The following is a 24,073-nucleotide window of genomic DNA, read 5'->3' as shown; positions in this document are numbered from 1 at the left end:
GAGGGGTGGATTTGGCGTTCGCATAGCCTGCCACTGTCGGCTCGATTGGCCTTGAGCCGCTTGGCTTTTTGAGGCAAGCGAGCCTATGCCACATACCGCGTATGAGTCAGTTGCTGATCGAATTAAAGGATAAAAACAATGGCTGAGCGATCGCAAAATCTTCAGGATCTCTTCCTCAATTCCGTACGGAAGCAGAAGATTTCGTTGACGATCTTTCTCATCAACGGCGTCAAACTGACCGGAATCGTCACGTCGTTCGACAATTTCTGCGTGCTTCTGCGGCGGGATGGTCATTCGCAGCTCGTTTACAAGCATGCGATCTCCACCATCATGCCTAGCCAGCCGGTGCAGATGTTCGAAGGCGAAGACGCGCAATAAACTGGACAGATAATTTGAGCAAATCAAAAGGGCGCACGCCACAGGGAGGCGACGCGGAGTTCGGATTCGACGCCTCCGCGAAAGGCCCCACGCGCGCCATCGTCGTCGTTCCCGTGCTGCCTGAGCGCATGCAGGATGCTGGGCAGGGGGATGATGCTCACCGCCCGCAATTCCGCCGCAGCAATGAGGCGCGGCTGGAGGAGGCGGAAGGGCTCGCGCGGGCCATCGACCTCGACATCGTCCATTCCGAGATCGTCACCGTCAGCAATCCGCGCCCGGCAACCCTTTTGGGAACCGGCAAGGTTGAAACGGTCGCGGAAGCCATCAAGGAAAAAGAGGCCGAACTCGTCATCGTCGATCATGCACTGACGCCGGTGCAGCAGCGCAACCTCGAAAAGGAATGGCACGCCAAGGTCATCGACCGGACAGGGCTGATCCTCGAAATCTTCGGCCGGCGGGCGCAGACCAAGGAAGGCGCGCTACAGGTCGAGCTTGCGCATCTGAATTACCAGAAGGGCCGCCTCGTCCGCAGCTGGACCCACTTGGAGCGGCAGCGCGGCGGCGGGGGCTTTCTCGGCGGCCCGGGCGAAACCCAGATCGAGGCCGACCGGCGTATCCTGCAAGAGAAAATCCTGCGCATCCGCCGCGAGTTGGAGACGGTCGTGCGCACCCGCACCCTGCATCGCCAGAAGCGCAAGAAGGTGCCGCATCCGATCGTGGCGCTTGTCGGCTATACCAATGCCGGCAAATCGACGCTGTTCAACCGGCTGACCGGGGCCGAAGTGCTGGCCGAGGACATGCTGTTCGCCACGCTAGACCCGACGCTGCGGCGTATCCGTCTTCCCCATGGCGAAACGGTAATCCTCTCCGATACGGTGGGCTTCATCTCCAACCTACCGACCCATCTCGTCGCCGCCTTCCGGGCAACGCTGGAAGAGGTGGTGGAAGCAGACCTCATCCTGCATGTCCGCGACATCTCCGATCCCGACAATGCGGCGCAGGCGGAAGACGTCGAGAGCATCCTCGTAAGCCTCGGGATCGAGCGCGGCGACAACAGGCGCATCCTGGAAGTCTGGAACAAGATCGACCTCCTCGACGAAGGCGCGCGCGAAGCCGCCCTGCGCCTGAGCGCGGCGGCTCCGGAGGAGGCCCAGCCCATCCCCATCTCCGCCGCGACAGGCGAGGGCGTCGATCGCCTTCTTTCGATCATCGAAAGCCGCATATCGGGTGTTCTGGAGCATGTCGAGCTCACCCTCACCCCCGATGAACTGCACTTGGTCGACTGGATCTACCGCAATGGCAGCAATATCCGCCGCAAGGACATGGAAGACGGTTCCATCCGGATCGAAGCCGACCTGACCGCCACGGCGCGCAAGACGCTGCAGGAGCGGGTGAAGGGCGGGAAGTAGAGCATTTTATTTTAGACGGAAGCAACGAAGCTTGATCTTCGTCGTGACTGGAAACTTTACCGTAGAGGAATGGATCCCAGTGACAAGCACTGGGATGACGAGGCGGTGAGGTATTCGCCCTGCTAGACAACCATTGTGGCATGCGGAACGGTTGGAGATTATCGAGAACATCCAACCCACCCGTCATCCCAGTGCTTGTCACTGGGATCCATTCCTCTCCCTATCCACTTCAACAATGACAAAATGGCAAGCAGTAGATTCCGTCATAAGACGATTGCTGTAGCAGCCGCTATTCCTTCGGCTTCTTCGCCGCCTGCCATAGCGCTTCCATCTCCTCCAGCGAAGCTTCGTCCAGCGAGCGATTCCGTACTTTCAACGACTCCTCGATGAAGTGAAAACGGGAGCGGAATTTCTCGTTCGTGGCGCGCAGGGCGCTCTCCGGCTCTATGTCGAGATGGCGGCCGAGATTGACGAGCGCGAAGAGCAAGTCGCCATATTCTTCCGCGATGTCCGCCTTGCGCCCGCTCTGCATCGCCTCGCGCAGTTCCGCCGTCTCCTCCGCGATCTTGTCGAGGATCGGCTCGGCTTCGGACCAGTCGAAGCCCACCTTCGCCGCCTTCTGCTGCAGTTTCAGCGCCCGCATCAGCGCGGGGAGGGCTTGCGGCACGTCGTCGAGGAAGCCGTTTCGCTCGCCCGAATCGAGGCCTAGCTCCGCCCGGCGTCTGGCGCGCTCGGCCTTTTCCTCCGCCTTGATGCGGTTCCATGCGCCCTTCGCCATGCCCGCCTCACGCGCTTCTTCATCGCCAAAGACATGGGGATGGCGGCGGATCATCTTGGTGGTGATGGCTTCCACGACGGCGCCGAAATCGAAAGCGCCTTCTTCCTCGGCCATGCGGGCATGGAAAACGACTTGGAGCAGCAGGTCGCCCAGTTCCTCACGCAGATCGTCGAGATCGCCGCGCTCGATCGCGTCGATGACTTCGAACGCTTCTTCCAGCGTATAGGGCGCGATGGAGCGGAAATCCTGCTCCAGGTCCCACGGGCAGCCGGTAACGGGCGTGCGGAGCGCGGCCATGATCTCGATCAGGCGGTCGATGTCGCGGGAGGGTTTCATGGCAAAAATCCTTGGGGCTTAAGCGGAAATTGTTCGTTGACCGAGATGTGACGCGGGCGGGCTTGCGGGGAGGGGACATTTTGCCTAGAGCCTAGCTGAGCTCCAGTCTCATCCCGTCAGACTGAATCCTTCTATCGCGGCGAAAAGGCGGATCGCAATGACAATTCTCGTGACCGGCGGCGCCGGCTATATCGGCTCCCACACCTGCGTCGAGCTTTTGCAGGCAGGGCAGGATGTGGTGATCGTCGATAATTTCGACAACAGCCATCCGGAAGCCTTGCGCCGCATCGAAAAGATCACGGGAAAAGCCCCGGCGCACGAAACCGGTGATATCCGCGACCGCGCCTTTCTCGAGGACGTACTTCGCCGCTATGGCTGCACGGCGGTGATCCATTTCGCCGGGCTGAAGGCGGTGGGCGAATCCAGCGAGAAACCGCTTCACTACTATGATTACAATCTCGTCGGCACGCTGCGCCTGCTGGAGGCGATGGGCGCTGCCGGCGTGAAGAAGCTCGTCTTCAGCTCGTCGGCTACCGTCTATGGCGAGCCGCAGAAGCTGCCGCTGGAAGAGGACCACCCCCTCTCCGCCACCAACCCCTATGGCCGGACGAAGCTGATGATCGAGGAAATGCTGCGCGATCTGCATCGCAGCGATTCCTCCTGGCACTTCGGCATTCTGCGCTATTTCAACCCGGTCGGCGCGCATGAGAGCGGCCTCATAGGCGAGGACCCCAAGGGCATTCCCAACAACCTGATGCCCATCATCGCGCAGGTCGCGGGCGGGCGGCGCGAGAAACTGCATGTCTGGGGCAATGATTATCCGACGCCTGATGGCACGGGCATCCGCGATTACATCCATGTGGTCGACCTGGCGCGGGGGCATCTGAAGGCGCTGGAGAAACTAGACGAGCCGCAATGCTTCGCCGTCAATCTCGGCACGGGGCAGGGCTATAGCGTGATGGAGGTAATCAAGGCCTTCGAGCACGTTTCAAACCGCCAGGTCACCTATGAAATCGCCCAGCGCCGCGCCGGTGACGTGGCTGCATGCTATGCCGATCCCTCCCATGCGCGGGATTTCCTCGGCTGGTCGGCAACGAAGGAACTGCGAGAGATGTGCCAGGATATGTGGAACTGGCAGGTGAAGAACCCTGATGGGTATGAGTAGAGCGGTATTTTTAATGGCATCGCTAGACACCCCCCTCTGTCCTGCCGGACATCTCCCCCACAAGGGGGGAGATTACGCCTTCATAGGTCGTTCGCGCCAATCGCGGACCTTGCAGAATATGCGTCGCGTACGATGCCAGCCAATCTCCCCCCTTGTGGGGGAGATGCCGCCCTTCGACAAGCTCAGGAGGGCAGAGGGGGGTACTGTCCCGCCAACATTTCAAAACGAAATGCCAAGGTAACTGCCTCCATGCGTTTCCTCCCCGACAAATTCATCTTGAGCCTCATTTGCGCGGTCGTCCTCTCCTCCTTCCTGCCTGTCCGGGGAGAGTTCGCCGAATGGTTCGCGCTTGCGACGAAGATCGCGGTGGGGCTTTTGTTCTTCCTGCATGGGGCACGGCTGTCGCGGTCGGCGGTTGTGGCGGGGCTGGTGCATTGGAGGCTGCATCTGGTGGTGCTTAGCGCCTCCTTCATCCTCTTTCCCATTCTGGGGCTTATGGCGGGGTGGCTCGTGCCGGGCCTGCGCGCGTCGGCCTTCTACACCGGCATCCTCTTCCTCTGCGTGCTGCCCTCGACAGTGCAGTCCTCCATCGCCTTCACCGCGATTGCCGGCGGCAATGTTTCGGCAGCGGTCGTCTCGGCCTCCGCCTCGAATTTGCTCGGCATGTTTCTGACGCCGCTGCTGGTCGGCCTGCTTTTCACCGTGCAGGGCCATGGCATGTCGTTCCATGCGCTTGAGGAAATCCTTCTGCAATTGCTTGCGCCCTTCGTGCTCGGGCAATTGCTGCAGCCCCTCATCGGCGATTTCATGCGTCGGCATAACAAGGCGCTTGGGCTCGTCGACAAGGGCTCGATCCTGATGGTCGTCTATCTCGCCTTCAGCGAGGCGGTGGTGGCCGGGCTCTGGCACAGCGTGTCCTGGCACGACCTCGCCATGATGGTCGGCGTCGATATGGTGTTGCTGGCCCTCGTGCTTGTCATCACCGCCTATGGCAGCAAATGGCTGGGCTTCGGGCTGGAGGACCGGATCACCATCATGTTCTGCGGCTCGAAGAAGAGCCTCGCCAGCGGTGCCCCCATGGCGAATGTGCTGTTCGCCGGGCAGAATGTCGGCGGCATCGTCCTGCCCCTGATGCTGTTCCACCAGATACAGCTCATGGTCTGCGCCATGCTGGCGCGCAGATATGCGGACAGAAAACTGAAACTCGAAGCGGCGGAAGGCAAGGCATGAGCGGATTTGACGAGGAAGCGCTGGCGGAAGCCTATAACCGCGCCCTGGCGCTGGAAAAGGCCGGCGATTTCGACGCGGCGGCGCGCGCCTATACGCAAGTGCTGGCGCTGGACCCCGACGATCATGGCGGCGCAACGGTCAGGCTCGCCAGCATCGGCCGGGGCGAGACGCCGTTCAAGGCCCCCGACGCCTATGTGGCGACGCTGTTCGATCAGCATGCGGAGATGTTCGACACCATCCTCGTCGACGAGTTGGGCTATGACGTGCCGCTGCAATTGCGCGACATGCTGCTGGAGCGAAACCCCGAGGCGCAGTTCTCGCGCATGCTGGATCTGGGCTGCGGCACCGGCCTCTCCGCCGACGCGCTCCACGACATGGCCGAGCACAAGACCGGCGTCGACATATCGGAAAACATGATCGAGATCGCCCATGAGAAGGGCGACTACGACGCGCTGTTTGTCGGCGAGGTCGTGAACTTCCTGAACCAGACGCAAGGCCCGGCCTGGGACCTGATCGTCGCCACCGACGTGCTGCCCTATATGGGCGCGCTCGACGCCTTCTTCGCAGGAGTGAGCCGCCACCTTACCCCCGGCGGCACCTTCGCCTTTTCGAGCGAGACGCTTCCGGACGCGGCGCTGGAGGGCAGGCCATTCATGGTCGGCCCGCACCAGCGCTTCGCCCATTCGGAAGCCTATGTGCGAAACATGCTCCAGGAAAACGGCATGGCATGCGCCCACTGCCTCGACATCACCGTGCGCGCGGAACAGGGGAAACCGGTGCCGGGTCACCTCATGTTGGCGTTGAAGAAGCTGAAATGACAATTGAGAATATGCGTATAACTAATTGATTCTATACGCATATACGAAAGCGTTTGACGCGATGGCACTCATCGGATGTTCTATCTCCAGCAGGAGGAGGACACGCGATGACTCGATACGAAGCGGGCACACTTGTTCCACGGCGGCTTTTCTTCGACCCACCGGAGAAGCGGACGGTACGAATCAGCCCCGATGGCCGATGGATCGCCTTCCAGGCCCCGGTGGATGGAGTCCTCAATCTCTGGCTCGCTCCTATAGACAAGCCGGAAAATGCCAAGCCGCTCACCGCCTTCCCGGACCGCAATCTCGGACCGCTGCTCATCTGGGCTTATGACAATCGTCATATTCTGACCATTCGCGACAAGGCCGGCGACGAGAACTGGTGCGTCTGGAGCATCGATATCGAGACCGGCGAGGGTAGGGCGCTCTCGCCCATTGACGGCGTAAAAGCCTATGTTCAGGAGACTTCGCAGCATTTTCCCGATGAAGTGTTGATTGCGCACAATGCCCGTGACAGGCGCTATTTCGACATCTACCGCTGCAATGTCGCGACGGGAGCCAGCGCCCTCGTGATGCAGAACGAGGGCTTCTTCGCATATTGGACCGACCGGCATTTCCGGATACGGCTCGCGCAGAAATATGACGATGAGGGCGGCATCGAATTCCTAGCCCCCGACGAAGGCGGCCAATGGTCGAAACTGCTTGCCCGTATTTCGATAGAAGACAGCCTGACGACACGGCCGCTTGAATTCAGCGACGATGGCGAAGATATCTTCTGGATGGATAGCCGGGGCCGCGATACCGTCGCCCTGACGGCGGAAGATATGAAAAGCGGAAAAATCCGCGTGCTGGCCGAGGATGCCCGGTCTGATATCACGGGTGTGCTGCTCGACCCGGTGACGATGCGTCCGGTGGCCGCCGCCAGCTATTATGACCGCGTCCATTGGCAGGTCCTCGATCCCGAATACCGGCAGGATTTCGAAACTTTGCTGGAGCGCTTCTCCGGCGATCTTGTCATACCCAGCATATCGGGTGATGAAACCAGGCTCATCATTGCTCACTGCCGGGATACCCGCCCAACCGAATATTACTGCTACGACCGCTCCACCCGACAGGCCACAAGGCTCTTTTCATCCCAGCCGCGGCTCGAGAATCTCCCGCTGGCGCCGATGGAGCCGGTTGTCGTGCGGGCACGCGACGGGCTCGACCTCCTCTGCTACCTCTCGCGTCCGCCGGAAAGCCGGGATGGCCCGGTGCCGATGGTGCTTCTCGTCCATGGCGGCCCGTGGGGACGAGACGAGTGGGGTCTCAACCCGGTACACCAATGGCTGGCCAATCGCGGCTATGCCGTGCTGAGCGTCAATTTCCGTGCTTCCACCGGTTTCGGAAAAGCATTCGTAAATGCCGGCAACCGGGAGTGGGGCGGGCGGATGCAGGACGATCTCATCGATGCCGTGGATTGGGCGATCGCCGCAGGGATCGCCGACAGCAAACGCGTGGCGATCATGGGCGGAAGCTATGGGGGCTATGCGGCGCTTGCCGGCCTCACCGTCACGCCGGAGAAATTCGCCTGCGCCGTAGATCTCGTCGGCATCTCCAATCTCGTGACATTCATCAATACGATCCCGGACTACTGGCGGACATGGCAGTCCGAGTGGAAGCTGCGAATGGGCGACTATACCACGGAAGAGGGGAGGCGTTTCCTGGAGGAACGGTCGCCCTTGAATTATGTGGACCGGATCGTGCGCCCTCTCCTCATCGCGCAGGGCGCCAACGACGTTCGTGTAAAGGTCTCGGAATCGGACCAGATCGCCGCAGCGATGACGGCGCGGGGCATTCCGGTGACCTATATTCTCTATCCCGATGAAGGCCATGGCGTGGAGCGGGCCGAAAACCGCCGCTCTTATTTCGCGGTGGTGGAAGCATTCCTGAGCGCGCATCTGGGTGGGCGGTGCGAGCCTGTGGGAGACGATTTCACGGGCTCGTCTATCGAGTTCAAAGCGGGCAGGGAACTGATCGAAGGGTTGTGAAGGAAGGAGGATAATAGAATGCCCTACGAACTCCACCCCGTCACCTCCGCCGAAGAGTGGCGTCAAATGCATGCAATCCGTCGCGCTGTTCTTTTCGCTCCGGGGCGCGTTCCCTTTGCCTATGACGAAAACCATCCGGATGACCGCGCGGACGGCAATGTCCCGTATCTGCTGTTGCTCGACAAACGCCCTATCGGCGTCGTCCGGCTCGATTTCCGGAAGGATGTGACGACAGTCCGGCTGGTCGCCATCGCTGAAGAAGAACAGGGCAAGGGCCATGGGCGGATGCTGGATGCGCTGGTCACTGCCGAGGCGAAGCGGCGGGGTGTCAGGATTTTGCAAGTCAACGCCGCGCCGGATGCGGTCGGCTATTATGAAAAGACGGGATGGCGCCGTGCAGGCTGGGATCCGTCCGAACTCAGGGGCATCGCGGCGAACTGCGTCCAGATGACCAAGCATTTGTGACGGCTGCGAGGGGTTCCCATTCGCCTTACGATGGGCTACAGACGCGCCTCCCGATCATTCCGCGCCATCGCGCCCCATCGCTATCCCCACGAGCGTTCCCATGAGCCGTTATTCCTGTGGCGTCGATTTCGGCACCACCAATTCCACTGTCGGTCTTTGCGAGAAGGGCCGGGACCCGTTCCTGATTCCCGTCGAGAGCGATCACGTCACCATCCCCTCCGCGCTGTTCTTCAGCCTGGAGGATAGCAGCGTGCATTTCGGTCGCTCCGCCGTGCATGAATATATGGACGGCGCGGAAGGGCGTTTCATGCGGGCGTTGAAGTCGATCCTCGGCACCAGCCTGATGAAAGAGACAACGCTGGTCGGGCGCGAGCGCATGACCTTCCAGCAGTTGATCGGCCGCTTTCTCCGGCATCTGAAGCTTCGCCTGGAAGAGCACACCGGCGGCCTGCCGGATGCGGTGGTGCTGGGCCGGCCCGTCTTCTTCGTCGATGGCGATGAGACCGCGGACCGTGCGGCGCAGGACCAGCTGGGGGCAGCCGCACGCGGGGAGGGGTTCCGTAATATCGAATTCCAGTTCGAGCCGGTCGCGGCGGCGCTGCATTTCGAGCGCACCCTCAATGCCGAATCGCTGGCGCTGGTGGTGGATATCGGCGGCGGCACGTCGGATTTCTCGGTGCTGCGCCTTTCGCCCGAGCGTGCGCAGGCGCCGGACCGGCGCGGCGATATATTAAGCACCTCCGGCGTGCATGTCGGCGGCACGGATTTCGACCGCATGCTCAATATTGCTCAGGTCATGCCGCATATGGGCCTCGGCACCAGGACCAGCGACGGCAAGCGCCATCTTCCCGTCTGGTATTTCAACGACATGGCGACCTGGCATCGGATCAACCAGCTCTACACGGCGAAGAACCTGCGCGACATTCAGTCCCTGGCGCGCGAGGCGGCGGAGCCGGAGAAACTTGCCCGCTTCGAGCATCTGCTGACCTACCGCTCCGGCCACAGGCTGGCGGCACAGGTGGAGCGGGCGAAGATCGAGCTGACGGATGCGCAGGAAACCACCATCCGCTTCGACGAGCCAGACCTGTCGCTGTCCCTGCCGGTAACGCGCGAGGCATTCGATGCCGCATGCGGAGAGTTGGCGGTCAAGATCGATGGCGCGATTGACGAAGCGCTGCAAAGGGCAGGGGTGGCGGCAGAGGCGGTCGACACCGTGATCATGACCGGCGGCGGCGCGCTGGTTCCGCTGGTGCGAACCACTGTCGACGCCCGTTTCCCGCATGCCCGCATCGCGCAATCCGACCAGTTCGGATCGGTCGGGCTTGGGCTGGCGCTCGATGCCGTCAGGCGTTTTGGCTAGTTGGCGGATTATTAGGCTCATAACCGCCGGCGAGCACCGATACAGGTTCCGGTGATTATGAGCCAACCCAAAACATTATTTCACTCATCCCAATTTTAGGGGATTGGTTCGGCTCCCGTTTTCCGCCATTGAGCGGTTGAGGAGGCGGGCCCTTAAGCTCGCCATAAAGAGAGATCGCCGGCAGCGGGCCGGTGATCGCAACATGCCGCTCAGGGGGAGCGGAAAGGAGTGGGGTATGTTTGCTGGAAATCTCCGGCTGCGCGGATGGACCAGAGCGGTTCTTGCCGTGATCATCGCCGCCTTTGTCGTGACAGGATGCACTACGCGCGATCCTCGTCTCGTCGAAGCCTTGAAAGGTGTGCGGATCACCGAAATCCAGGTGGAATCCACGCCCGATGTGGCGACGGGCTTGCCGATGATTAATGGCAAGACACCGGAACAGCAGGTCGCCATTGTCGAAAACGCGCTGCGTGCGGTCGCCACCCGCGACCTGAAAGGCTATCCTGGCGGCTCAAGCCCGACGCGCCTGGTGATCACCCTGCAGCGCGCCGACCTTGCCTCTGCGCAAGGCCGTGTGCTCATGGGAAGCAACAGCTCCATCACCGGCACGGTTCGCCTGGAAGACGTAAGCACCGGACGGCTGATCGCGCAGAACCCGCGCATTTATGGTGAGAACAGGGGCGTGAAAGGCGGCGATCTGGGTGGCCATCTCATTGCTATAGCCATCAATGCGGCCATGACCAAAAGCCAGGAGGCGCTGGCGGAAAAGCTAGCGACGGATTTTGTCGGGCACGTCAAAACCTGGCTCACGCCAAAATAAGCAACGGGATGAAGAGCGAGATTATGGAACTGAAACCGGTAATCATGGCCGCAAGAACGTGCAGGAACGGCATCGCATTGGCGGTCGCGCTGGCGTTTCTGACCGGCTGCAGCACGTCTTCTTCGAACACGGATGTCGCATCTGCGACAAAGACGGTTTCGGCCGACTATGCGGGGATAGAAACATTCAAGGATGTATGCCTCGCGACCGCGCCGTCATTCGATGGAGCCGTCGAGGCCGCCAAGCGGCGCGGCATCGTGAAATATTTACCGCTGGGTAAAGCGCAGCTCGGCTCGAATGCCGACAATTCGGTATCGGTGCAGGTCGAGCCGAACCACGAATGTGCCGTCACCACGCCGAACTACACAGCGGACGCGACGGCGCTGCGCGCTGAATTCATTGAGGCGGTGTCGAAGGCGACCGGCGCGCAGGTGAGCGGCACGAAGGTTCCGTTCACCGCGGAGATCAAAGGCGCCAAATTCATCTTCATGCACGACAGACGTGGCGGCGAAGCCTTCGTAGCGCTTCGAGCAAAGTGACAGCCCGCTCGCCCACGAAAGTTCCATAATCTATCTTATCTGATTTGTGTATGTGTCCTGTTTCGGGTTACGGTAACATGCCGATTCCCCGGAAAACGAAACATGCTGCACGATCGCTTTCTCCATCCTGAACTCGCCCGCGTCCTGCTTCCCCTTGCCTTCGATGCACGGGATGGCGCCCATGACGAGGCGCATTTGCTGCGCGTCTGGCGCAACGCCGCGAATATTATCGATGGCGAAGAAGGCGGTGACGCGGAGATACTCGTGGCAGCAACCATCCTTCATGATTGCGTCTGGGTCGACAAGGCGTCGCCTGAGCGAAGCCGCGCTTCCCGGATGGCTGCGGCCAAGGCCAGCCAGATTCTCTCCTCGCTCGGCTGGCCAGAGGACCGCATAGGCCCGGTTGCCCATGCAATTGAGGCGCACAGCTTCTCCGCCGGCATTCCTCCGCTCAGCCTTGAGGCAAAGATCCTTCAAGATGCAGACCGGCTGGACGCCATCGGCTATATCGGCGTGGCGCGCTGCTTCTATATCGCTGGAATGTCGAGGGCATCGATTTATGACCCCGCCGACCCATTGGCAGTGAATAGAGCACGTGATGATGCTTCCTACGCCCTCGATCATTTCCAAACCAAGCTTCTGAAGCTCAGTGACAATTTCTGCACCCCAACCGGACGCAGAATGGCAGCGGAGCGCGCTACGCGGCTTCGGGACTATTATGAGGGCTTGCTCAGCGAGATTTGCTGAATTCCCAGCGCCCTGCCCTTAAATCTCCACCTCGAACTGCAGTCCGTCATAGGCCGGCTCGACGTGATCGGGCGTTTCTCGCATGACTATTTCATAGTCGAGCGGCACGTGCATATGCGTCAGGATCGCGCGTTTGGGCTTGAGGCGCTCGATCCATTCCAGTGCTTCGCCAAGCGAGAAATGGCTGGGATGCGTGCGGTATTGCAGGGCGTCGATGATGAGGATGTCGAGCCCTTGCAGGCGCTCGACGGTTCGCTCCGGAAAGGCGCTCACATCCGGGCAATAGGCGACGTCGCCGATACGGTAGCCGATGGACATGATGTCCCCATGCACCTGCGGCAGCGGTTGGAACCGGATCGCGCCGCCCTCACCTCCGATTTCGAACGGTACGTCCTCATCGATCTGGTGCGCTTTCAGGATCGGCGGGTATTTCGAACCCGGCGGCGTTTCAAAGCAATAGCCGAAAGCTTCGTCCAGGCGCGCGAGCGTGGCGCGGTCGGCATAGATGTCCATAAGCTGGCGCTTGTCGAGCACATAGGTCCTGAGATCGTCGACGCCGTGGATATGGTCGGCATGGCGGTGGGTGTAGACGACCGCGTCGAGCGGCCCTGCCCCGGCATCGATCATCTGCGCGCGGAAATCCGGCCCTGTGTCGATGACAACAGTCGTCACCGCGCCGTTCTCCGCAATGCGCTCCACCAGCATGGCCGTGCGGCGGCGGCGGTTCTTGGGGTTGTTTGGGTCGCAATTGCCCCAGTCGCCATTGATGCGCGGCACGCCGGGCGAAGAGCCGCAGCCCAGAATGGTGAAGCGCAGCCGGTCAGGCATATTCGCCTTCCGTCGGCTTCGGCATTCTGGAGAATAAGCGGAACACGTTTCCGGTTGTAATCCGCGCCAGTTCCGCCTCGTCCACACCGATCGTTTGGGCCAGCACCGCCGCCGTGTGGCGGACGAAGGACGGCTCGTTGCGCTTGCCGCGATGCGGTACGGGCGCAAGATAAGGCGCGTCGGTCTCGAGCAGCAGGCGGTCATGCGGGACGATGCGGGCGATGTCGCGCAACTCCTCCGAGTTCTTGAAGGTCAGGATGCCGGAGAAGGATATGTAGCCGCCGAGCGCAAGGCCGGTTTCGGCGAGCGCCCTCCCCGATGAAAAACAATGCAGGATGAAAGGGAAAGCCCCCTTCCCCGTTTCCTCCGTCAGGATATCAGCCATGTCCTCGTCGGCGCTGCGCGCGTGGATGACGAGCGGCAATCCCGTCTGCCGGGCCGCCTCGATATGGGCGCAAAAGCTCTTCGCCTGCACTTCCGGCGGCGCATAATCATAGTGATAGTCGAGCCCCGCCTCCCCGATCGCCACCACCTTCGGATGCTGCGCGAGTTGAATCAGCTCGTCAGCCGTCACGTCAGGTTCTTCATGCGCATTGTTGGGGTGCGTGCCGATGGAGCAATAGACCTCGTCATATTGCTCCGCGATTGCGCGGATCTGGTCGAAGCGCCTGACGCGGGTGGAGATCGTCACCATGCGTCGCACGCCGGCATCGAGAGCGCGCTGGATGATCGCATCGCGCTCCTCGGCGAAGTCAGGAAAATCCAGATGGCAATGGCTGTCGATGAGCATCCGCCTCAATCCTGCTTGTCGGCTTCCACATAGCGCGGGAAGACGGGCTGCGGCGCGGGCAGCGGCGAGCCGCCGACGAGCGCACCGCTTGTCAAATCGGCAAAATTGCGCTTGTCCTCGGGCACGGCCAGAATGTCGAGCAGCTTCACCGCAGAGCCGGGGATAAAAGGCTGCGTGAGGATGGCGACGCGGCGCAGCACTTCAGCCGTAACGTAGAGTACGGTCGCCATGCGGGCGGGATCGGTCTTGCGCAGCGCCCATGGCTCTTGCGCCGCGAAATAACGGTTCGCCTCAGCGACGACGGCGAAGATCGCCGCGAGCGCCTGATGCGGAGCCTGCTCGCCCATGGCCTTGCGCGCGGTTTCCAGCGCCGCATTGGCCTGGTCCAGTATCGCCTTGTCCGCGTCGGTGAAAGCGCCCGGCTCCGGCACCTTGCCGTCGCAATTCTTGGCGATCATGGAGAGCGAGCGCTGCGCCAGATTGCCGAGATCGTTGGCGAGATCGGCATTGGTGCGGTTGACGATGGCCTCATGGCTGTAGCTGCCATCCTGCCCGAACGGCACCTCACGCAGGAAGAAATAGCGCACCTGATCAAGGCCGTAATGCTCGACCATGGTGAAAGGGTCGATCACGTTGCCGACCGATTTCGACATCTTCTCACCGCGGTTGAACAGGAAGCCATGGGCGAAGACGCGCCGCGGCAGCTCGACGCCCGCCGACATCAGGAAGGCCGGCCAGTAGACGGCGTGGAAGCGGACGATATCCTTGCCGATGATGTGGACGGCGGGCCAGAAGCCGAATTTCTCCGCCTTGGTATCGGGATAGCCGATGGCGGTCAGATAGTTGGTGAGCGCGTCCACCCACACATACATCACGTGTTTTTCGTCGCCGGGAACCGGAATGCCCCAGTCGAAGGTGGTGCGCGAGATCGACAGATCCTTCAGGCCGGATTTGACGAAGGACACCACCTCGTTGCGCCGCTCGGACGGGCCGACAAAATCCGGCTGGCTTTCATAGAGCGCCAGAAGCTTGTCCTGATAGGCGGAAAGGCGGAAGAAATAGCTCTCTTCCTCCACCCATTCGACCGGCGTTCCCTGCGGGCCGTAACGCACGCCATCCTCGCGGACGGTCGTCTCGTCCTCGCCGTAATAGGCCTCGTCACGCACCGAGTACCAGCCCGAATAGCTGTCCTTGTAGATGTCGCCATTGGCTTCCATCGCCTTCCAGATGGCCTGCGAGGCGGCATGGTGGCGCTTCTCGGTAGTCCGGATGAAGTCGTCGTTCGAGGCATTCAGTGCCTCCGCCATGCGCTGGAACTCACCTGCATTGCGATCCGCCAGCTCGCGCGGCGTAATGCCTTCCTTCTTGGCCGTCTGGAGCATCTTGATACCATGCTCGTCCGTTCCGGTCAGGAAATGCACGTCCTTGCCGTCCAGCCGCTGGAAACGGGCAAGCGCATCGGTGGCAATCAGCTCATACGCATGGCCGATATGCGGCTTGCCGTTCGGGTAGGAAATCGCAGTGGTGATATAGAATTTCTCGCGGCTCATGCGTGACCTGACTCAAATTTACCGATTGGAGCCGTTGGAATAGCTCATAAAAGCGGTGAATGCTACGGTGATCGAGGATTAGCCTAAATCAGGGCCGGGCGTCCCGAATCTGACCGCGCTTGGCTGTATCTTGGCGTTTGCTCTCGATCATGACTTTTATACGCCTTTCCATCGCCGTTGCGGAGATCACCGGCCCATCCAGTCGCCTCTGAATCAACACACGAAGCACTTCTGCCGTTTTTACGTCCATCTCGCCATTCATCGGGATGTTTCCTTTTGGCTTAATCCGGCACCCCGTTTTGAAACGCACGGTGGGTCTTTTCCAACAGGATCAGCACCGCCTGCTTACGGTCGAGGTTGAAGGCCTGCGTTTCGGTGATTTCGCGGCGGATGCGGTCCCAGAAGGCGGACCAGGCGTTGGCGGGCCGGATTGCCCCCTCCTCCGCGTGGCGGCGGGCCTCGGCGGCGATGCGTTCCAGCAGATGATCGAGGAAGAGATCATATTGGATTTCCGCCTCGCGCCCGCTCAAAGCTCCGGCCAGCGCCAGGGCCTGCGGCAGGTCGAACTGCTTTTTCTCGAGGATTGCATCCGTCGTGCCGGCGATTTCAAGACCGCCATGCGCGATGAGCAGCGCGGCCTTGCGCACACTCCCCTCCGAGCGCTCGATCAACCCCGTTAGCCCCTGCCCCGCGTCGAAACCGATGCCCGGCCCGATGGCGGCAAGGGCTTTACCCATTGACGCATCGTCCAGCGGCTTGAACTGTAGCGTCTGGCAGCGGGAGCGGATGGTGGGCAACAGGCGCCCCGCAGAATGCGAAATCAGGATAAACAGCGCCCGGCCGGGTGGCTCTTCCAGCGTTTTCAAAAGCGCGTTCGCCGCATTGCGGTTCATGTCGTCGGCGGGATCGACGATGACGATCCGCCACGCGCCGTCATGGGAGGTGCGGCCAAGGAAATGCGCCACCCGGCGGATTTCCTCGATGGTGATGCCGGTCTTGAACTTGCCGGTCTTCTGGTCGAGCGGGCGGTCGATATGCAGGATGGCAGGGTGCATCCCCCCGGCAATCTGCCGGTATAGCGGGTTTGTGAAATCCGGCGCGGCGATCTCCTCGGGGGCCTCGGCACTGACGGGATGCTTCAGCATATGCCCGGCAAGGTGAAAGGCCAGCGTCGCCTTGCCCACCCCGCGCGGCCCCTCGAACAGCAACGCATGGTGCATCTTGCCGCTGCGATAGGTGCGGGCGAGAAAGGCGCGAATATCTTCATGCCCGGCGAGAAAGCCATTCGCCGCCGGCGCAAGCACGCCGTCAATGGCGTCATGCGTGTCCTGCGCGGTGATCTCGCCGATCATACGCCCCGCCCCCGGCTTGCAATCAGCCTGTCGACAATGGCGATGATCTCGGCGCTCACTTCATCCTCAGGACGGCCGGCGTCGATGATCCTGCAGCGCTCCGGTTCACCCGCCGCGATGGCGAGAAACGCCTCACGACGCGCCTCGTGACGTTCGAGCGTCTCCTTCTCGAAGCGGTCCGCACGCTCCTCCCCTCGCCTCTTCATGGCGCGGGCGAGCCCCTCCTTAGCCGGCAAATCAAGGATCAGCGTAAGATCAGGCATAGCGCCGTCGATGGCCACGCGCTCCAGCATGTCGATAAGATCAGGATCGAGATCGCCGGTCACGCCCTGATACACGCGGCCCGAATCGATGAAGCGGTCGCAGAGCACCGTCTTGCCGGCCTCGAGCGCCGGGCGGATCACCTGCTCCACATGGTCATTGCGGGCGGCGGCGAACAGCACCGCCTCCATGGCCGGTCCGAACGCCTCGGCCGCGCCGCTGAGAATAACGTGCCGCACCGCCTCCGCGCCGGCGGAGCCGCCCGGCTCGCGGGTGACGAGCGTATCGATGCCCTCATCGGCAAGATGGGCAGCGAGACGCTTGATCTGGGTGGATTTCCCCGCCCCTTCCCCGCCTTCGAATGTGATGAAGATTCCTGCCACTGGCGCTCCCTTCGTGAAGCCATGGCTTTTAGATCATGAAAAGCGAATAGCGAAGAGGCCATTTCAGCCGGACTCTTCGCTTATCAGAGAAACTGCCTGATCCACCCCGTGGTGAGTTCGACCGCCGCGTCGAGCGCCTTCTTGCTAATGCTGCCTTCCGGCACGGTTTCGGCGGCGAAGACGGGCCGTTCCTGAAGCAGCGTCTCGCCCATCCAGATTTTCAGCGTACCGACTTCCTTACCCGCCTCGATGGGCGCCTTCAGCGGACCATTATAAACGACGCGGGCCTTGAGCGGAGGACGGTCTTTCGCGGGCAGCAGAAGCTCGACTGCCTCCCCCGTGCGCAGTTTGACCGAAGAGCGCACGCCGCCATAGACGCTCGCCTCGCCCAAGGGATCATTCGCCGGGAAGAGCAGCACATCCTCGAAACTGCTCATGCCCCATTCAACGAGCTTGCGAGCCTCCGCGGCGCGCTCCTTGTCACTGGCAAGGCCGCTCATGCCCAGGAACAGCCTGCGCCCATTGCGCTCCGCCGACGCGACCAGCGCATAGCCCGAGCCCTCCGTATAGCCGGTGCCTAGCCCGTCCGCGCCCATATCGAGCCGCAGCAGCGGATTGCGGTTGCGCTGGGTGATGTTGTTCCAGGTAAAGCTTTCCTGCGAATAATATTTATAGAATTGCGGATATGTACGGTGGATATGGCGAGCAAGTGTCACCAGTTCCGCAATGGTCACCTCCTGCCCCGGCGCGGGCAGTCCGGTCGAGTTGACGAAAGTCGATTTTTGCAGGCCCAGTTCGCGGGCGCGCTTCGTCATGCGTTCGGCGAATTGCGTCTCGCTGCCTGCCATGCCCTCGGCCAGCACGATGCAGCCATCATTCGCAGACTGGACGATGACGCCCTGGATCAGATCCTCCACCCTCGGCGTCGATTTGATCTTGGCGAACATGGTGGACGTGCCCGAAGGCGCGCCGCCCGTGCGCCAGGCATATTCGCTGACGGGAAATGTCTGCTCCAGCGACAATTGCCCCTTGGCCAGCGCGTCGAAGACGACCTCCATCGTCATCAGCTTCGCCAGCGACGCGGGCGGGATAAGCACATCGGGATTTTTGGATAGAAGGACCGTGCCGGTCTTCTCGTCGATCAGCAGGGCGTGGGGCGCTTTGGTTTCGATGGCGGCTGCGAAGGAAGCCTGAGGCGCGGCCATCGCTCCGATCAGCCAGGACAGGAGAGCTATGGCGTATGTCGCGGAAGCGATTCTTGTTACGCGCTTGCGCCAAGACACCCCCCTCTGTCCTGCCGGACATCTCCCCCTCAAGGGGGGAGATTGGCTGGGAGGTCCGCTTTCGCTAATCGCCGCGGCAGGATTAGGTGCCGCCATAGATGAAGGCCAATCTCCCCCCTTGAGGGGGAGATGTCCGGCAGGACAGAGGGGGGTACTGTCCCGCCAACGCTTCCATTTCAATTTGAAATGCTCCAACGGCATGTCAGCCCCGCCTCGAGCAGAAGATCAGCCTACTCCGGCCGCACCACGAATGCATCCGTTGCACCGGCGGCCCAGGCGGCCTGAAGCAACGCATCGCTGCTTCCTGCGATGGTTATGCCATAGAGCTCGCCATTTTCCGTCGGCACCTTCGTGCGCTGTACCTTGCCATAAGGAACAAGCGCGGCGGCAATGCGGTCGGCCTCGGCCTTATCGTTGAAGAAACCGGCGTCGATATATTCCGCGCCCTGCGTAGCGCTCGTTTCCACACCGAGCTTCTTCCAGGCGTCCGAAACCGCCGAAGGCGTCAGCACGCTGGCATAGGCATGGGCCTGGACGCTGTTCGCGCTCGCAACGCGCTCATCCGCATAGCCGGCAAGCGTCGAGCCTCCATTGAGGCCGCGCGCACGGGCGACGCCGAACAGGATGGCCGGCTTCTCGGTCACGATCGGCCCGATGGCCGGGAGCACCGGATCCCCCTCGCCCACCGCGCCGGGCATTTGCGGCACGGGGGGCTGCAAGACGCCCTCGCCGGAGCCCGGCTGCATTGCCACCGGCATCGCCGGATTTGTCATCATGGCAGGCATGGGGCGAGCCCCCGGCAGCGGCGCGGTCGGCGTCGGACCGGCCATGGCGATCATCACGCCGCTCGCTGGCTGGCCGATGGGATCGGAGCCGCTGCGGAACGATGCCAGCAGGAATTCGTCGTCGCGTCCTTCAAGCGGCGCGCGCCCGACATATTCCACCTTCACATTCGTGGTGCCGTGATGCTTGTAATCGAGCATATCCGCGGCGCGCTGCGACAGGTCGATCACCCGGTCGCTGGCATAGGGGCCGCGATCATTGACGCGGACGATGACGGAATTGCCGTTGGCGAGATTGGTGACGCGCGCATAGCTGGGCAATGGCATGGTCGGATGCGCGGCGGACAGATGGTTCATGTCATAGACTTCACCATTGGCCGTCAGGCGTCCGTGGAAGGCCGAACCATACCAGGAAGCCTTGCCGGTTCGCGCATAGCCCGGCTCTTCCTTGGGATAATACCATTTGCCGCGCACCTGATAGGGCTTGCCAACCTGGTCGCGCCCGCCGCCGCGCGGCATGTTCGAAACCGCCTTGGCGATGATGCGCGGGCTCGCCTTCACGCCATATTCGGATTCAGCGAAGAATTCCTTCGGGCGGTGTTTCTTCGGCTTCGGCTCCGGCGAAGCGCAGGCGGCAAGGCAGGCGCCCAGAATGAAGATACCAGCCACGCGCAAATGGTTGCGCCCCTTCCGGTACCCGTTCGATACGTCATTTTCAGCCGTCAATTGGCCGTCCCCGTCTTCCAACCCATTGCAATTACCCACGTTTCTACGCAACGCTGCGATTAACGCGGCAACCGGTGGTCACAACCAGCCCACTCGAAACTCTTGCCATCGATTCGTTGACACGACATTAAAAGAATGTGGCCCCGCGGTGACGAAACAGCGACACGAACCACTGGCATAGTCTTGTCCGACCCGTAGCCCCTTGGCAAGACCCCGCCCCCACACTTTTCAACAAGCCGTTGAAATATTAGCGGAAGTGCGGACGGGGCTTACTTTTGGTATTATAAAATACAGGGTGAATCGCTGAATCAGCCCTCGCCGATGGCCAAATCGAATCCTTCATCCAGCCATCCGGTGACGCCGCCGGCCATGATTTTCACCGGGCGCCCCAGCTGCGCCAGGCGCAGTGCCCCGCGCGCTGCGCCATTGCAATGCGGGCCCGCGCAATAGGTGACGAACAGCGTCTCCTCCGGCCATGCCTCGATTTTCGAGCGCGTGATCTTGCCATGCGGCAGGTTGATCGCGCCCGGAATATGGCCCTTCGCATAGAGTGCCGGGCCGCGCACATCGAGAAGCACGAAATCCGCTCCCCGCGCCAGCGCGTCATGCACGTCCCAACAATCGGTCTCGAAAGTGAACGCGGCGGCGAAATGATCGGCGGCAATGTTGCTCGGCGCGGCGGGAATTGCGGTGACGGCGGATGTCATCATGGGCTCCTTGTTTGATTGGCTATCGCCTGCATATGGCCGCGCCATGCTTTTGCTTGCAATTGGCGCGAATGACAATGTACGTAAAGATCATGCCATCAGTCGCAAACACCTGCTCCCGCATGGAGCCGACCGGTCCCCTCGTCGTGGCGCTGCTCTACGACGGGCTATGCACCTTCGAATTCGGCATCACCGCCGAGGTCTTCGGGCTTCCACGCCCCGAAATGGGGCCGGGCTGGTATCGTTTTGCAAGTTGCGCGATCGAGGCAGGTCCGCTGCGCGCCCATGGCGGTTTCGTGATTCAGCCCGACAACGGGCCGGAGCTTTTGGAGAAGGCCGACATCATCGTGGTTCCCGGCTGGAAGGGCGCGCAAATTCCCGTGCCGGAGACGCTGTCGAACATGCTTCGTGACGCCCATGCGCGCGGGGCACGGCTCATGTCGATCTGTTCGGGCGCTTTCGTGCTGGCGGCGACCGGATTGCTTGACCATGGCGTGGCGGCCACCCATTGGCGCTATGCGGAAGCCTTGCAGGCGCGCTTTCCGAAAGTCCGCGTCGATGCCGCCTCGCTTTACCGGGCGCATGGCCGGGTCTTCACCTCGGCGGGGAGCGCCGCCGGGATCGATTTGATGATCGACATCATCAGGCAGGATTTCGGCCCCGAGGCGGCCAATTCCGTTGCAAGGCGGCTGGTCGTGCCCGCGCACCGCACCGGCGGCCAGGCGCAATTCCTGGAACGCCCAGTGCCAGCCCAACCCGGCGGAGAGATCGCGCCTCTTCTCGACCAGATGCGCGAGAATCTCGCCCGCAACTGGACAACGGAAATCATGGCGCACGAATGCCGGATGAGCCTGCGAACCTTCCTGCGCCGCTTTCATGAGGCAACGGGCCGCAGCCCCGGCGACTGGCTGATCGAAGAACGGGTCGAGGCCGCCAAGGCGCTGCTATGCGAAGCGCCCCTCCATATCGAGACAATCGCCGCCAGCGCCGGATTCGGCTCCGCCCACGCCCTGCGCCATCATTTCCGGCAAAAAGTCGGCCTGACGCCAACGGAGTACCGCTCCCGGTTCATCCCGGAGCGCAGGGCATAATTACCGAGCCTGTTGACGACGCATTCCGCTGCACTGTAAAGACAGATTATTCGGTAGCAGAATGGCAGCAACGGGACATCGTCGCCGGTGCTCGGATTCCTGAAGGCTAGCGAAAATAGACGGTTGGAGGGGTGGCCGAGCGGTTTAAGGCACCGGTCTTGAAAACCGGCGTGCGGGAGACCGTACCGTGGGTTCGAATCCCACCCCCTCCGCCATTAAATACACCTACGCAGTTGATTTTGTTACGCTTTCCAAAATCTTTCTTGGTCTATTCCCCCAAAAAATCCCCCAATAGATTTTTGTACCCCTGAAACGTGCTGGAATTGGCCGGAATATTCCGTCGCCACGAATTAAGATTGCGGTACCCGTAATGCCGCGAGCCGCGTTTGATTTCCGTTGATTAAATTCAAGTCGGAGGGCCACAGCCTCGCGTCCGCGCGTACTGCTCGACCTCCAGACGGCGGCTGGAGCGCACCCGGTTGACGTATCCATAGATGTAGAGCTTCAGCATGTCGGCCGGATCGAAGCCCGGTCGCCCCGTCTCCTTCGCCGAAGCCGGCGGCGGCAAGATCTAGGCCGTCGACAAAAGCCTCGATGAAGCGAACTGGGTTGTCCGGCCCCACATAGTCGTCAACCGCCTCGGGCAGAAGCAGCAGTTGCGAACGATCCGTTCCTGAAAGATGTGCCATGGCAGGAATCTACCATTTACGATCACCATCAGGAATCGCCTTCAGCGTTTTGGGGCAGCCTCCGAGATTTTCGCGATAAACGGCACGGCCAGAATTGGCGTGGGCTCGTTTCAATTTCAGATTCGACGGTCGCAAATGATTGCGCAATCTGGCATTCTTTGGGTCGCAATCATGATTGACCTTAGGAAACGACAATGAGCGATCACCAAGAACACAACCCATTTGATGGCCCTCAGATGCAGGGAATGCATTACGAGCGAGCCGATATGTCAGGGGCTAATTTCGATGGCGTAAACCTCGCAGATGCACGGTTTTACGCTGTTTTGACCAAGGCAAAATTCACCGACACCAATTTGAGCGAAGCGGTTTTTGACGATATCAGCCTTGCGGATGCGCGCTTTAACAACGTTAATCTGTCCGGAGCCGCCATCACGAATGCAAACCTATCGCGATTGACCATAAGCGGCGTCACGTTGGCAGATTCAGACATCAAAGATGCCGATTTGACTGGGATGCGGATCAATGGCGTTCTCGTAACCGATCTATTCATGGCCTATGAAAAGGCGAAGACCTGAAGGCCATTTGCTTCCGAGACAATGCACAACGTCGCAGAAATCCTGCAGACCGTCCAAAAACGCTGGCGGCTTGTGCTCCTGGACGTTTTAGGACGGTCTGCCCAAAACATGCGACAGTTTTGCAGTCGATTTTTGCAACGCAAGCGCCTTGATGTCCAGGGGCCGATTATAAAAGCGATTGAAGCCGAATGGCGGAAACGCGCCGCAGGCGTGGTTTCGGCGCAGCCGAAAGCACGGCCCGTAGGGCAACGCCCATTCTCTCGCCCCGTTGCGAGTTAGTTCGCCGGACTCAGAGGAGTGAGGTCAGGTCGCCAGCACCGTATCGGCAACCATGCGAACGATATCCGACTTCGAGGTCTTGGCTGGAATCTCGACCAGCGGAATCCCCGCGCGTGCCAAGGCCAAGCGCTTGACTTCCATGCGACCAGGCGCGTCGTCGGACAAGTCGTGCCCCGTGCCGTTATATTCGACCACCAGCATGGGTTGGCCGAACCTGTCGATCAGCAGGAAATCGACCCGCTTGCTGTTGTAGGAACTGAATGCCGCCTTCTGCATCCGGTCCTCGGGATCATAGGAGGTTTTGATGAAGGCCCCCATGGAGACCTCGAACGCCATGCGCCAATCGGGCCGGTGGGTGACGATCCACTCATCAAGCGCATAGAGGACGCGCACGGCCTCCTTGTTGACTGGGCGAACGGCGCGCAGCTCGGTCTGGCTGATGAACCTGATCTGGTTCTCGACATCGGAAATGTCGTTTTCCTCGAAGAAGCGTTTGCGACGGGCAACCTCGTCCAGCCTTCGGGATTCGGCGCCGTGCATGGCGACGATCTCGCGCCGGAGCGTGGCGATCTGTTGATCGAGCGCATCGGCGTGGCGTTTCGCATTCGCGGCTTCGGTCTTCGCGCGCAGCCCTCGGATATAAAAACCGGCCCCGAAGCCGATCAGCAGCAAGATGATCGTGGTTTCCATCGTCAGAACGCA

At 61.2% G+C, this 24,073-nt stretch carries 24 protein-coding genes, 1 tRNA gene and 1 pseudogene; 14 read left to right on the top strand and 12 right to left on the bottom strand.

The genetic code is table 11. The features are described from left to right. Positions 1-138 precede the first annotated feature (138 nt). Together hfq and hflX are read left to right on the top strand one after the other, a co-directional pair. Positions 139-378: an RNA chaperone Hfq gene (gene hfq, locus IEX53_RS05710; RefSeq protein WP_188822313.1), complete on the top strand. Its 240-nt coding sequence runs from the start codon at positions 139-141 to the stop codon at positions 376-378. A gap of 14 nt (positions 379-392) precedes the next feature. Then, positions 393-1,787 carry a GTPase HflX gene (gene hflX / locus IEX53_RS05705; protein ID WP_236016051.1) on the top strand — a complete coding sequence of 465 codons (1,395 nt, stop codon included), beginning with the start codon at positions 393-395 and terminating at the stop codon, positions 1,785-1,787. Between the two features lie 289 nt (positions 1,788-2,076). Here hflX and mazG read toward each other — a convergent pair whose 3' ends face one another. Continuing rightward, on the bottom strand, positions 2,077-2,901 hold the full coding sequence (gene mazG, locus IEX53_RS05700) for a nucleoside triphosphate pyrophosphohydrolase (protein WP_188822311.1): 825 nt from the start codon (positions 2,899-2,901) through the stop codon (positions 2,077-2,079). 157 nt (positions 2,902-3,058) lie between these two features. Here mazG and galE point away from each other — a divergent pair, with 157 nt between their 5' ends. From galE to IEX53_RS05655, 9 genes are all read left to right on the top strand, one after another. Further along, positions 3,059-4,066 carry a UDP-glucose 4-epimerase GalE gene (gene galE, locus IEX53_RS05695; RefSeq protein ID WP_188822310.1) on the top strand — a complete coding sequence of 336 codons (1,008 nt, stop codon included), beginning with the start codon at positions 3,059-3,061 and terminating at the stop codon, positions 4,064-4,066. A 249-nt stretch (positions 4,067-4,315) separates the two neighbouring features. After that, positions 4,316-5,296, top strand: a complete 981-nt coding sequence (locus IEX53_RS05690; protein ID WP_188822308.1) for a bile acid:sodium symporter family protein — start codon at positions 4,316-4,318, stop codon at positions 5,294-5,296. Beyond that, a complete protein-coding gene (locus tag IEX53_RS05685; RefSeq protein WP_188822306.1) occupies positions 5,293-6,114 on the top strand; it encodes a class I SAM-dependent methyltransferase in 822 nt (273 codons plus the stop codon). The genes IEX53_RS05690 and IEX53_RS05685 overlap by 4 nt, the downstream gene beginning before the upstream one ends. A gap of 107 nt (positions 6,115-6,221) precedes the next feature. Next, complete coding sequence (locus IEX53_RS05680; RefSeq protein WP_188822304.1) at positions 6,222-8,144, top strand: S9 family peptidase; 1,923 nt, start codon at positions 6,222-6,224, stop codon at positions 8,142-8,144. Between the two features lie 18 nt (positions 8,145-8,162). Next, entirely contained in the window at positions 8,163-8,609 is a 447-nt protein-coding gene (locus IEX53_RS05675) for a GNAT family N-acetyltransferase (protein WP_188822302.1), read from the top strand. A gap of 100 nt (positions 8,610-8,709) precedes the next feature. After that, positions 8,710-9,969, top strand: coding sequence for an Hsp70 family protein (locus IEX53_RS05670; protein WP_188822300.1), 1,260 nt, complete (start codon positions 8,710-8,712; stop codon positions 9,967-9,969). A gap of 235 nt (positions 9,970-10,204) precedes the next feature. Beyond that, positions 10,205-10,789, top strand: a complete 585-nt coding sequence (locus IEX53_RS05665; protein WP_188822299.1) for a hypothetical protein — start codon at positions 10,205-10,207, stop codon at positions 10,787-10,789. A gap of 8 nt (positions 10,790-10,797) precedes the next feature. Continuing rightward, complete coding sequence (locus IEX53_RS05660; RefSeq protein ID WP_188822297.1) at positions 10,798-11,328, top strand: hypothetical protein; 531 nt, start codon at positions 10,798-10,800, stop codon at positions 11,326-11,328. 102 nt (positions 11,329-11,430) lie between these two features. After that, on the top strand, positions 11,431-12,075 hold the full coding sequence (locus IEX53_RS05655; protein WP_188822295.1) for an HD domain-containing protein: 645 nt from the start codon (positions 11,431-11,433) through the stop codon (positions 12,073-12,075). Between the two features lie 18 nt (positions 12,076-12,093). Here IEX53_RS05655 and IEX53_RS05650 read toward each other — a convergent pair whose 3' ends face one another. The 9 genes from IEX53_RS05650 to IEX53_RS05610 form a co-directional block, all read right to left on the bottom strand. Continuing rightward, entirely contained in the window at positions 12,094-12,903 is an 810-nt protein-coding gene (locus IEX53_RS05650) for an MBL fold metallo-hydrolase (protein ID WP_188822293.1), read from the bottom strand. Further along, complete coding sequence (locus IEX53_RS05645; protein ID WP_188822291.1) at positions 12,896-13,693, bottom strand: TatD family hydrolase; 798 nt, start codon at positions 13,691-13,693, stop codon at positions 12,896-12,898. The genes IEX53_RS05650 and IEX53_RS05645 overlap by 8 nt, the downstream gene beginning before the upstream one ends. Positions 13,694-13,698: 5 nt before the next feature. Then, on the bottom strand, positions 13,699-15,243 hold the full coding sequence (gene metG, locus IEX53_RS05640; protein ID WP_188822289.1) for a methionine--tRNA ligase: 1,545 nt from the start codon (positions 15,241-15,243) through the stop codon (positions 13,699-13,701). An 88-nt stretch (positions 15,244-15,331) separates the two neighbouring features. After that, positions 15,332-15,505, bottom strand: coding sequence for a hypothetical protein (locus IEX53_RS05635; RefSeq protein WP_188822287.1), 174 nt, complete (start codon positions 15,503-15,505; stop codon positions 15,332-15,334). A gap of 19 nt (positions 15,506-15,524) precedes the next feature. After that, positions 15,525-16,595: a DNA polymerase III subunit delta' gene (locus tag IEX53_RS05630; protein ID WP_188822285.1), complete on the bottom strand. Its 1,071-nt coding sequence runs from the start codon at positions 16,593-16,595 to the stop codon at positions 15,525-15,527. Continuing rightward, a complete protein-coding gene (gene tmk / locus IEX53_RS05625; protein WP_188822283.1) occupies positions 16,592-17,239 on the bottom strand; it encodes a dTMP kinase in 648 nt (215 codons plus the stop codon). Before tmk ends, IEX53_RS05630 begins: the two co-directional genes overlap by 4 nt. Positions 17,240-17,322: 83 nt before the next feature. Next, entirely contained in the window at positions 17,323-18,444 is a 1,122-nt protein-coding gene (locus IEX53_RS05620) for a D-alanyl-D-alanine carboxypeptidase family protein (RefSeq protein WP_188822468.1), read from the bottom strand. Positions 18,445-18,752: 308 nt separating this feature from the next. After that, positions 18,753-20,030, bottom strand: a complete 1,278-nt coding sequence (locus tag IEX53_RS05615) for a septal ring lytic transglycosylase RlpA family protein (protein WP_373288572.1) — start codon at positions 20,028-20,030, stop codon at positions 18,753-18,755. A gap of 308 nt (positions 20,031-20,338) precedes the next feature. After that, complete coding sequence (locus tag IEX53_RS05610) at positions 20,339-20,737, bottom strand: rhodanese-like domain-containing protein (RefSeq protein WP_188822464.1); 399 nt, start codon at positions 20,735-20,737, stop codon at positions 20,339-20,341. 71 nt (positions 20,738-20,808) lie between these two features. Here IEX53_RS05610 and ftrA point away from each other — a divergent pair, with 71 nt between their 5' ends. After that, positions 20,809-21,828, top strand: coding sequence for a transcriptional regulator FtrA (gene ftrA / locus IEX53_RS05605; RefSeq protein ID WP_188822281.1), 1,020 nt, complete (start codon positions 20,809-20,811; stop codon positions 21,826-21,828). Between the two features lie 125 nt (positions 21,829-21,953). Further along, positions 21,954-22,043 (top strand) — tRNA-Ser (locus tag IEX53_RS05600). Between the two features lie 230 nt (positions 22,044-22,273). On the opposite strand, the pseudogene IEX53_RS05595 reads toward IEX53_RS05600, so the two are convergent. After that, a pseudogene (locus IEX53_RS05595) lies at positions 22,274-22,517 on the bottom strand (transposase); the annotation flags it as partial. Positions 22,518-22,711: 194 nt separating this feature from the next. Here IEX53_RS05595 and IEX53_RS05590 point away from each other — a divergent pair. Next, positions 22,712-23,092 (top strand): pentapeptide repeat-containing protein, encoded by a 381-nt coding sequence (locus tag IEX53_RS05590; RefSeq protein ID WP_188822279.1) that lies wholly within the window; start codon positions 22,712-22,714, stop codon positions 23,090-23,092. A gap of 303 nt (positions 23,093-23,395) precedes the next feature. Here IEX53_RS05590 and IEX53_RS05585 read toward each other — a convergent pair whose 3' ends face one another. After that, positions 23,396-24,061 carry a DUF2726 domain-containing protein gene (locus IEX53_RS05585; RefSeq protein WP_188822278.1) on the bottom strand — a complete coding sequence of 222 codons (666 nt, stop codon included), beginning with the start codon at positions 24,059-24,061 and terminating at the stop codon, positions 23,396-23,398. Positions 24,062-24,073: the final 12 nt, after the last annotated feature.

The organism is Paramesorhizobium endophyticum (assembly GCF_014640615.1).
GTDB classification, from domain to species: Bacteria; Pseudomonadota; Alphaproteobacteria; order Rhizobiales; family Rhizobiaceae; genus Paramesorhizobium; species Paramesorhizobium endophyticum.
The sequence above is the reverse complement of the archived record's forward strand: the minus strand, read 5'-3'. Positions and strand labels throughout refer to the sequence as shown.

Coding starts and splice junctions, on each gene's coding strand:
- IEX53_RS05685 (WP_188822306.1), top strand. CDS start 5,293: ATGAGCGGATTTGACGAGGAAGCGCTGGCGGAAGCCTATAACCGCGCC.
- galE (WP_188822310.1), top strand. CDS start 3,059: ATGACAATTCTCGTGACCGGCGGCGCCGGCTATATCGGCTCCCACACC.
- IEX53_RS05590 (WP_188822279.1), top strand. CDS start 22,712: ATGAGCGATCACCAAGAACACAACCCATTTGATGGCCCTCAGATGCAG.
- IEX53_RS05610 (WP_188822464.1), bottom strand. CDS start 20,737: ATGACATCCGCCGTCACCGCAATTCCCGCCGCGCCGAGCAACATTGCC.
- IEX53_RS05645 (WP_188822291.1), bottom strand. CDS start 13,693: ATGCTCATCGACAGCCATTGCCATCTGGATTTTCCTGACTTCGCCGAG.
- hfq (WP_188822313.1), top strand. CDS start 139: ATGGCTGAGCGATCGCAAAATCTTCAGGATCTCTTCCTCAATTCCGTA.
- ftrA (WP_188822281.1), top strand. CDS start 20,809: ATGACAATGTACGTAAAGATCATGCCATCAGTCGCAAACACCTGCTCC.
- mazG (WP_188822311.1), bottom strand. CDS start 2,901: ATGAAACCCTCCCGCGACATCGACCGCCTGATCGAGATCATGGCCGCG.
- IEX53_RS05670 (WP_188822300.1), top strand. CDS start 8,710: ATGAGCCGTTATTCCTGTGGCGTCGATTTCGGCACCACCAATTCCACT.
- IEX53_RS05680 (WP_188822304.1), top strand. CDS start 6,222: ATGACTCGATACGAAGCGGGCACACTTGTTCCACGGCGGCTTTTCTTC.
- IEX53_RS05650 (WP_188822293.1), bottom strand. CDS start 12,903: ATGCCTGACCGGCTGCGCTTCACCATTCTGGGCTGCGGCTCTTCGCCC.
- IEX53_RS05690 (WP_188822308.1), top strand. CDS start 4,316: ATGCGTTTCCTCCCCGACAAATTCATCTTGAGCCTCATTTGCGCGGTC.
- IEX53_RS05635 (WP_188822287.1), bottom strand. CDS start 15,505: ATGAATGGCGAGATGGACGTAAAAACGGCAGAAGTGCTTCGTGTGTTG.
- IEX53_RS05675 (WP_188822302.1), top strand. CDS start 8,163: ATGCCCTACGAACTCCACCCCGTCACCTCCGCCGAAGAGTGGCGTCAA.
- IEX53_RS05585 (WP_188822278.1), bottom strand. CDS start 24,061: ATGGAAACCACGATCATCTTGCTGCTGATCGGCTTCGGGGCCGGTTTT.
- IEX53_RS05620 (WP_188822468.1), bottom strand. CDS start 18,444: ATGGCCGCGCCTCAGGCTTCCTTCGCAGCCGCCATCGAAACCAAAGCG.
- IEX53_RS05660 (WP_188822297.1), top strand. CDS start 10,798: ATGAAGAGCGAGATTATGGAACTGAAACCGGTAATCATGGCCGCAAGA.
- IEX53_RS05630 (WP_188822285.1), bottom strand. CDS start 16,595: ATGATCGGCGAGATCACCGCGCAGGACACGCATGACGCCATTGACGGC.
- metG (WP_188822289.1), bottom strand. CDS start 15,243: ATGAGCCGCGAGAAATTCTATATCACCACTGCGATTTCCTACCCGAAC.
- IEX53_RS05655 (WP_188822295.1), top strand. CDS start 11,431: ATGCTGCACGATCGCTTTCTCCATCCTGAACTCGCCCGCGTCCTGCTT.
- IEX53_RS05665 (WP_188822299.1), top strand. CDS start 10,205: ATGTTTGCTGGAAATCTCCGGCTGCGCGGATGGACCAGAGCGGTTCTT.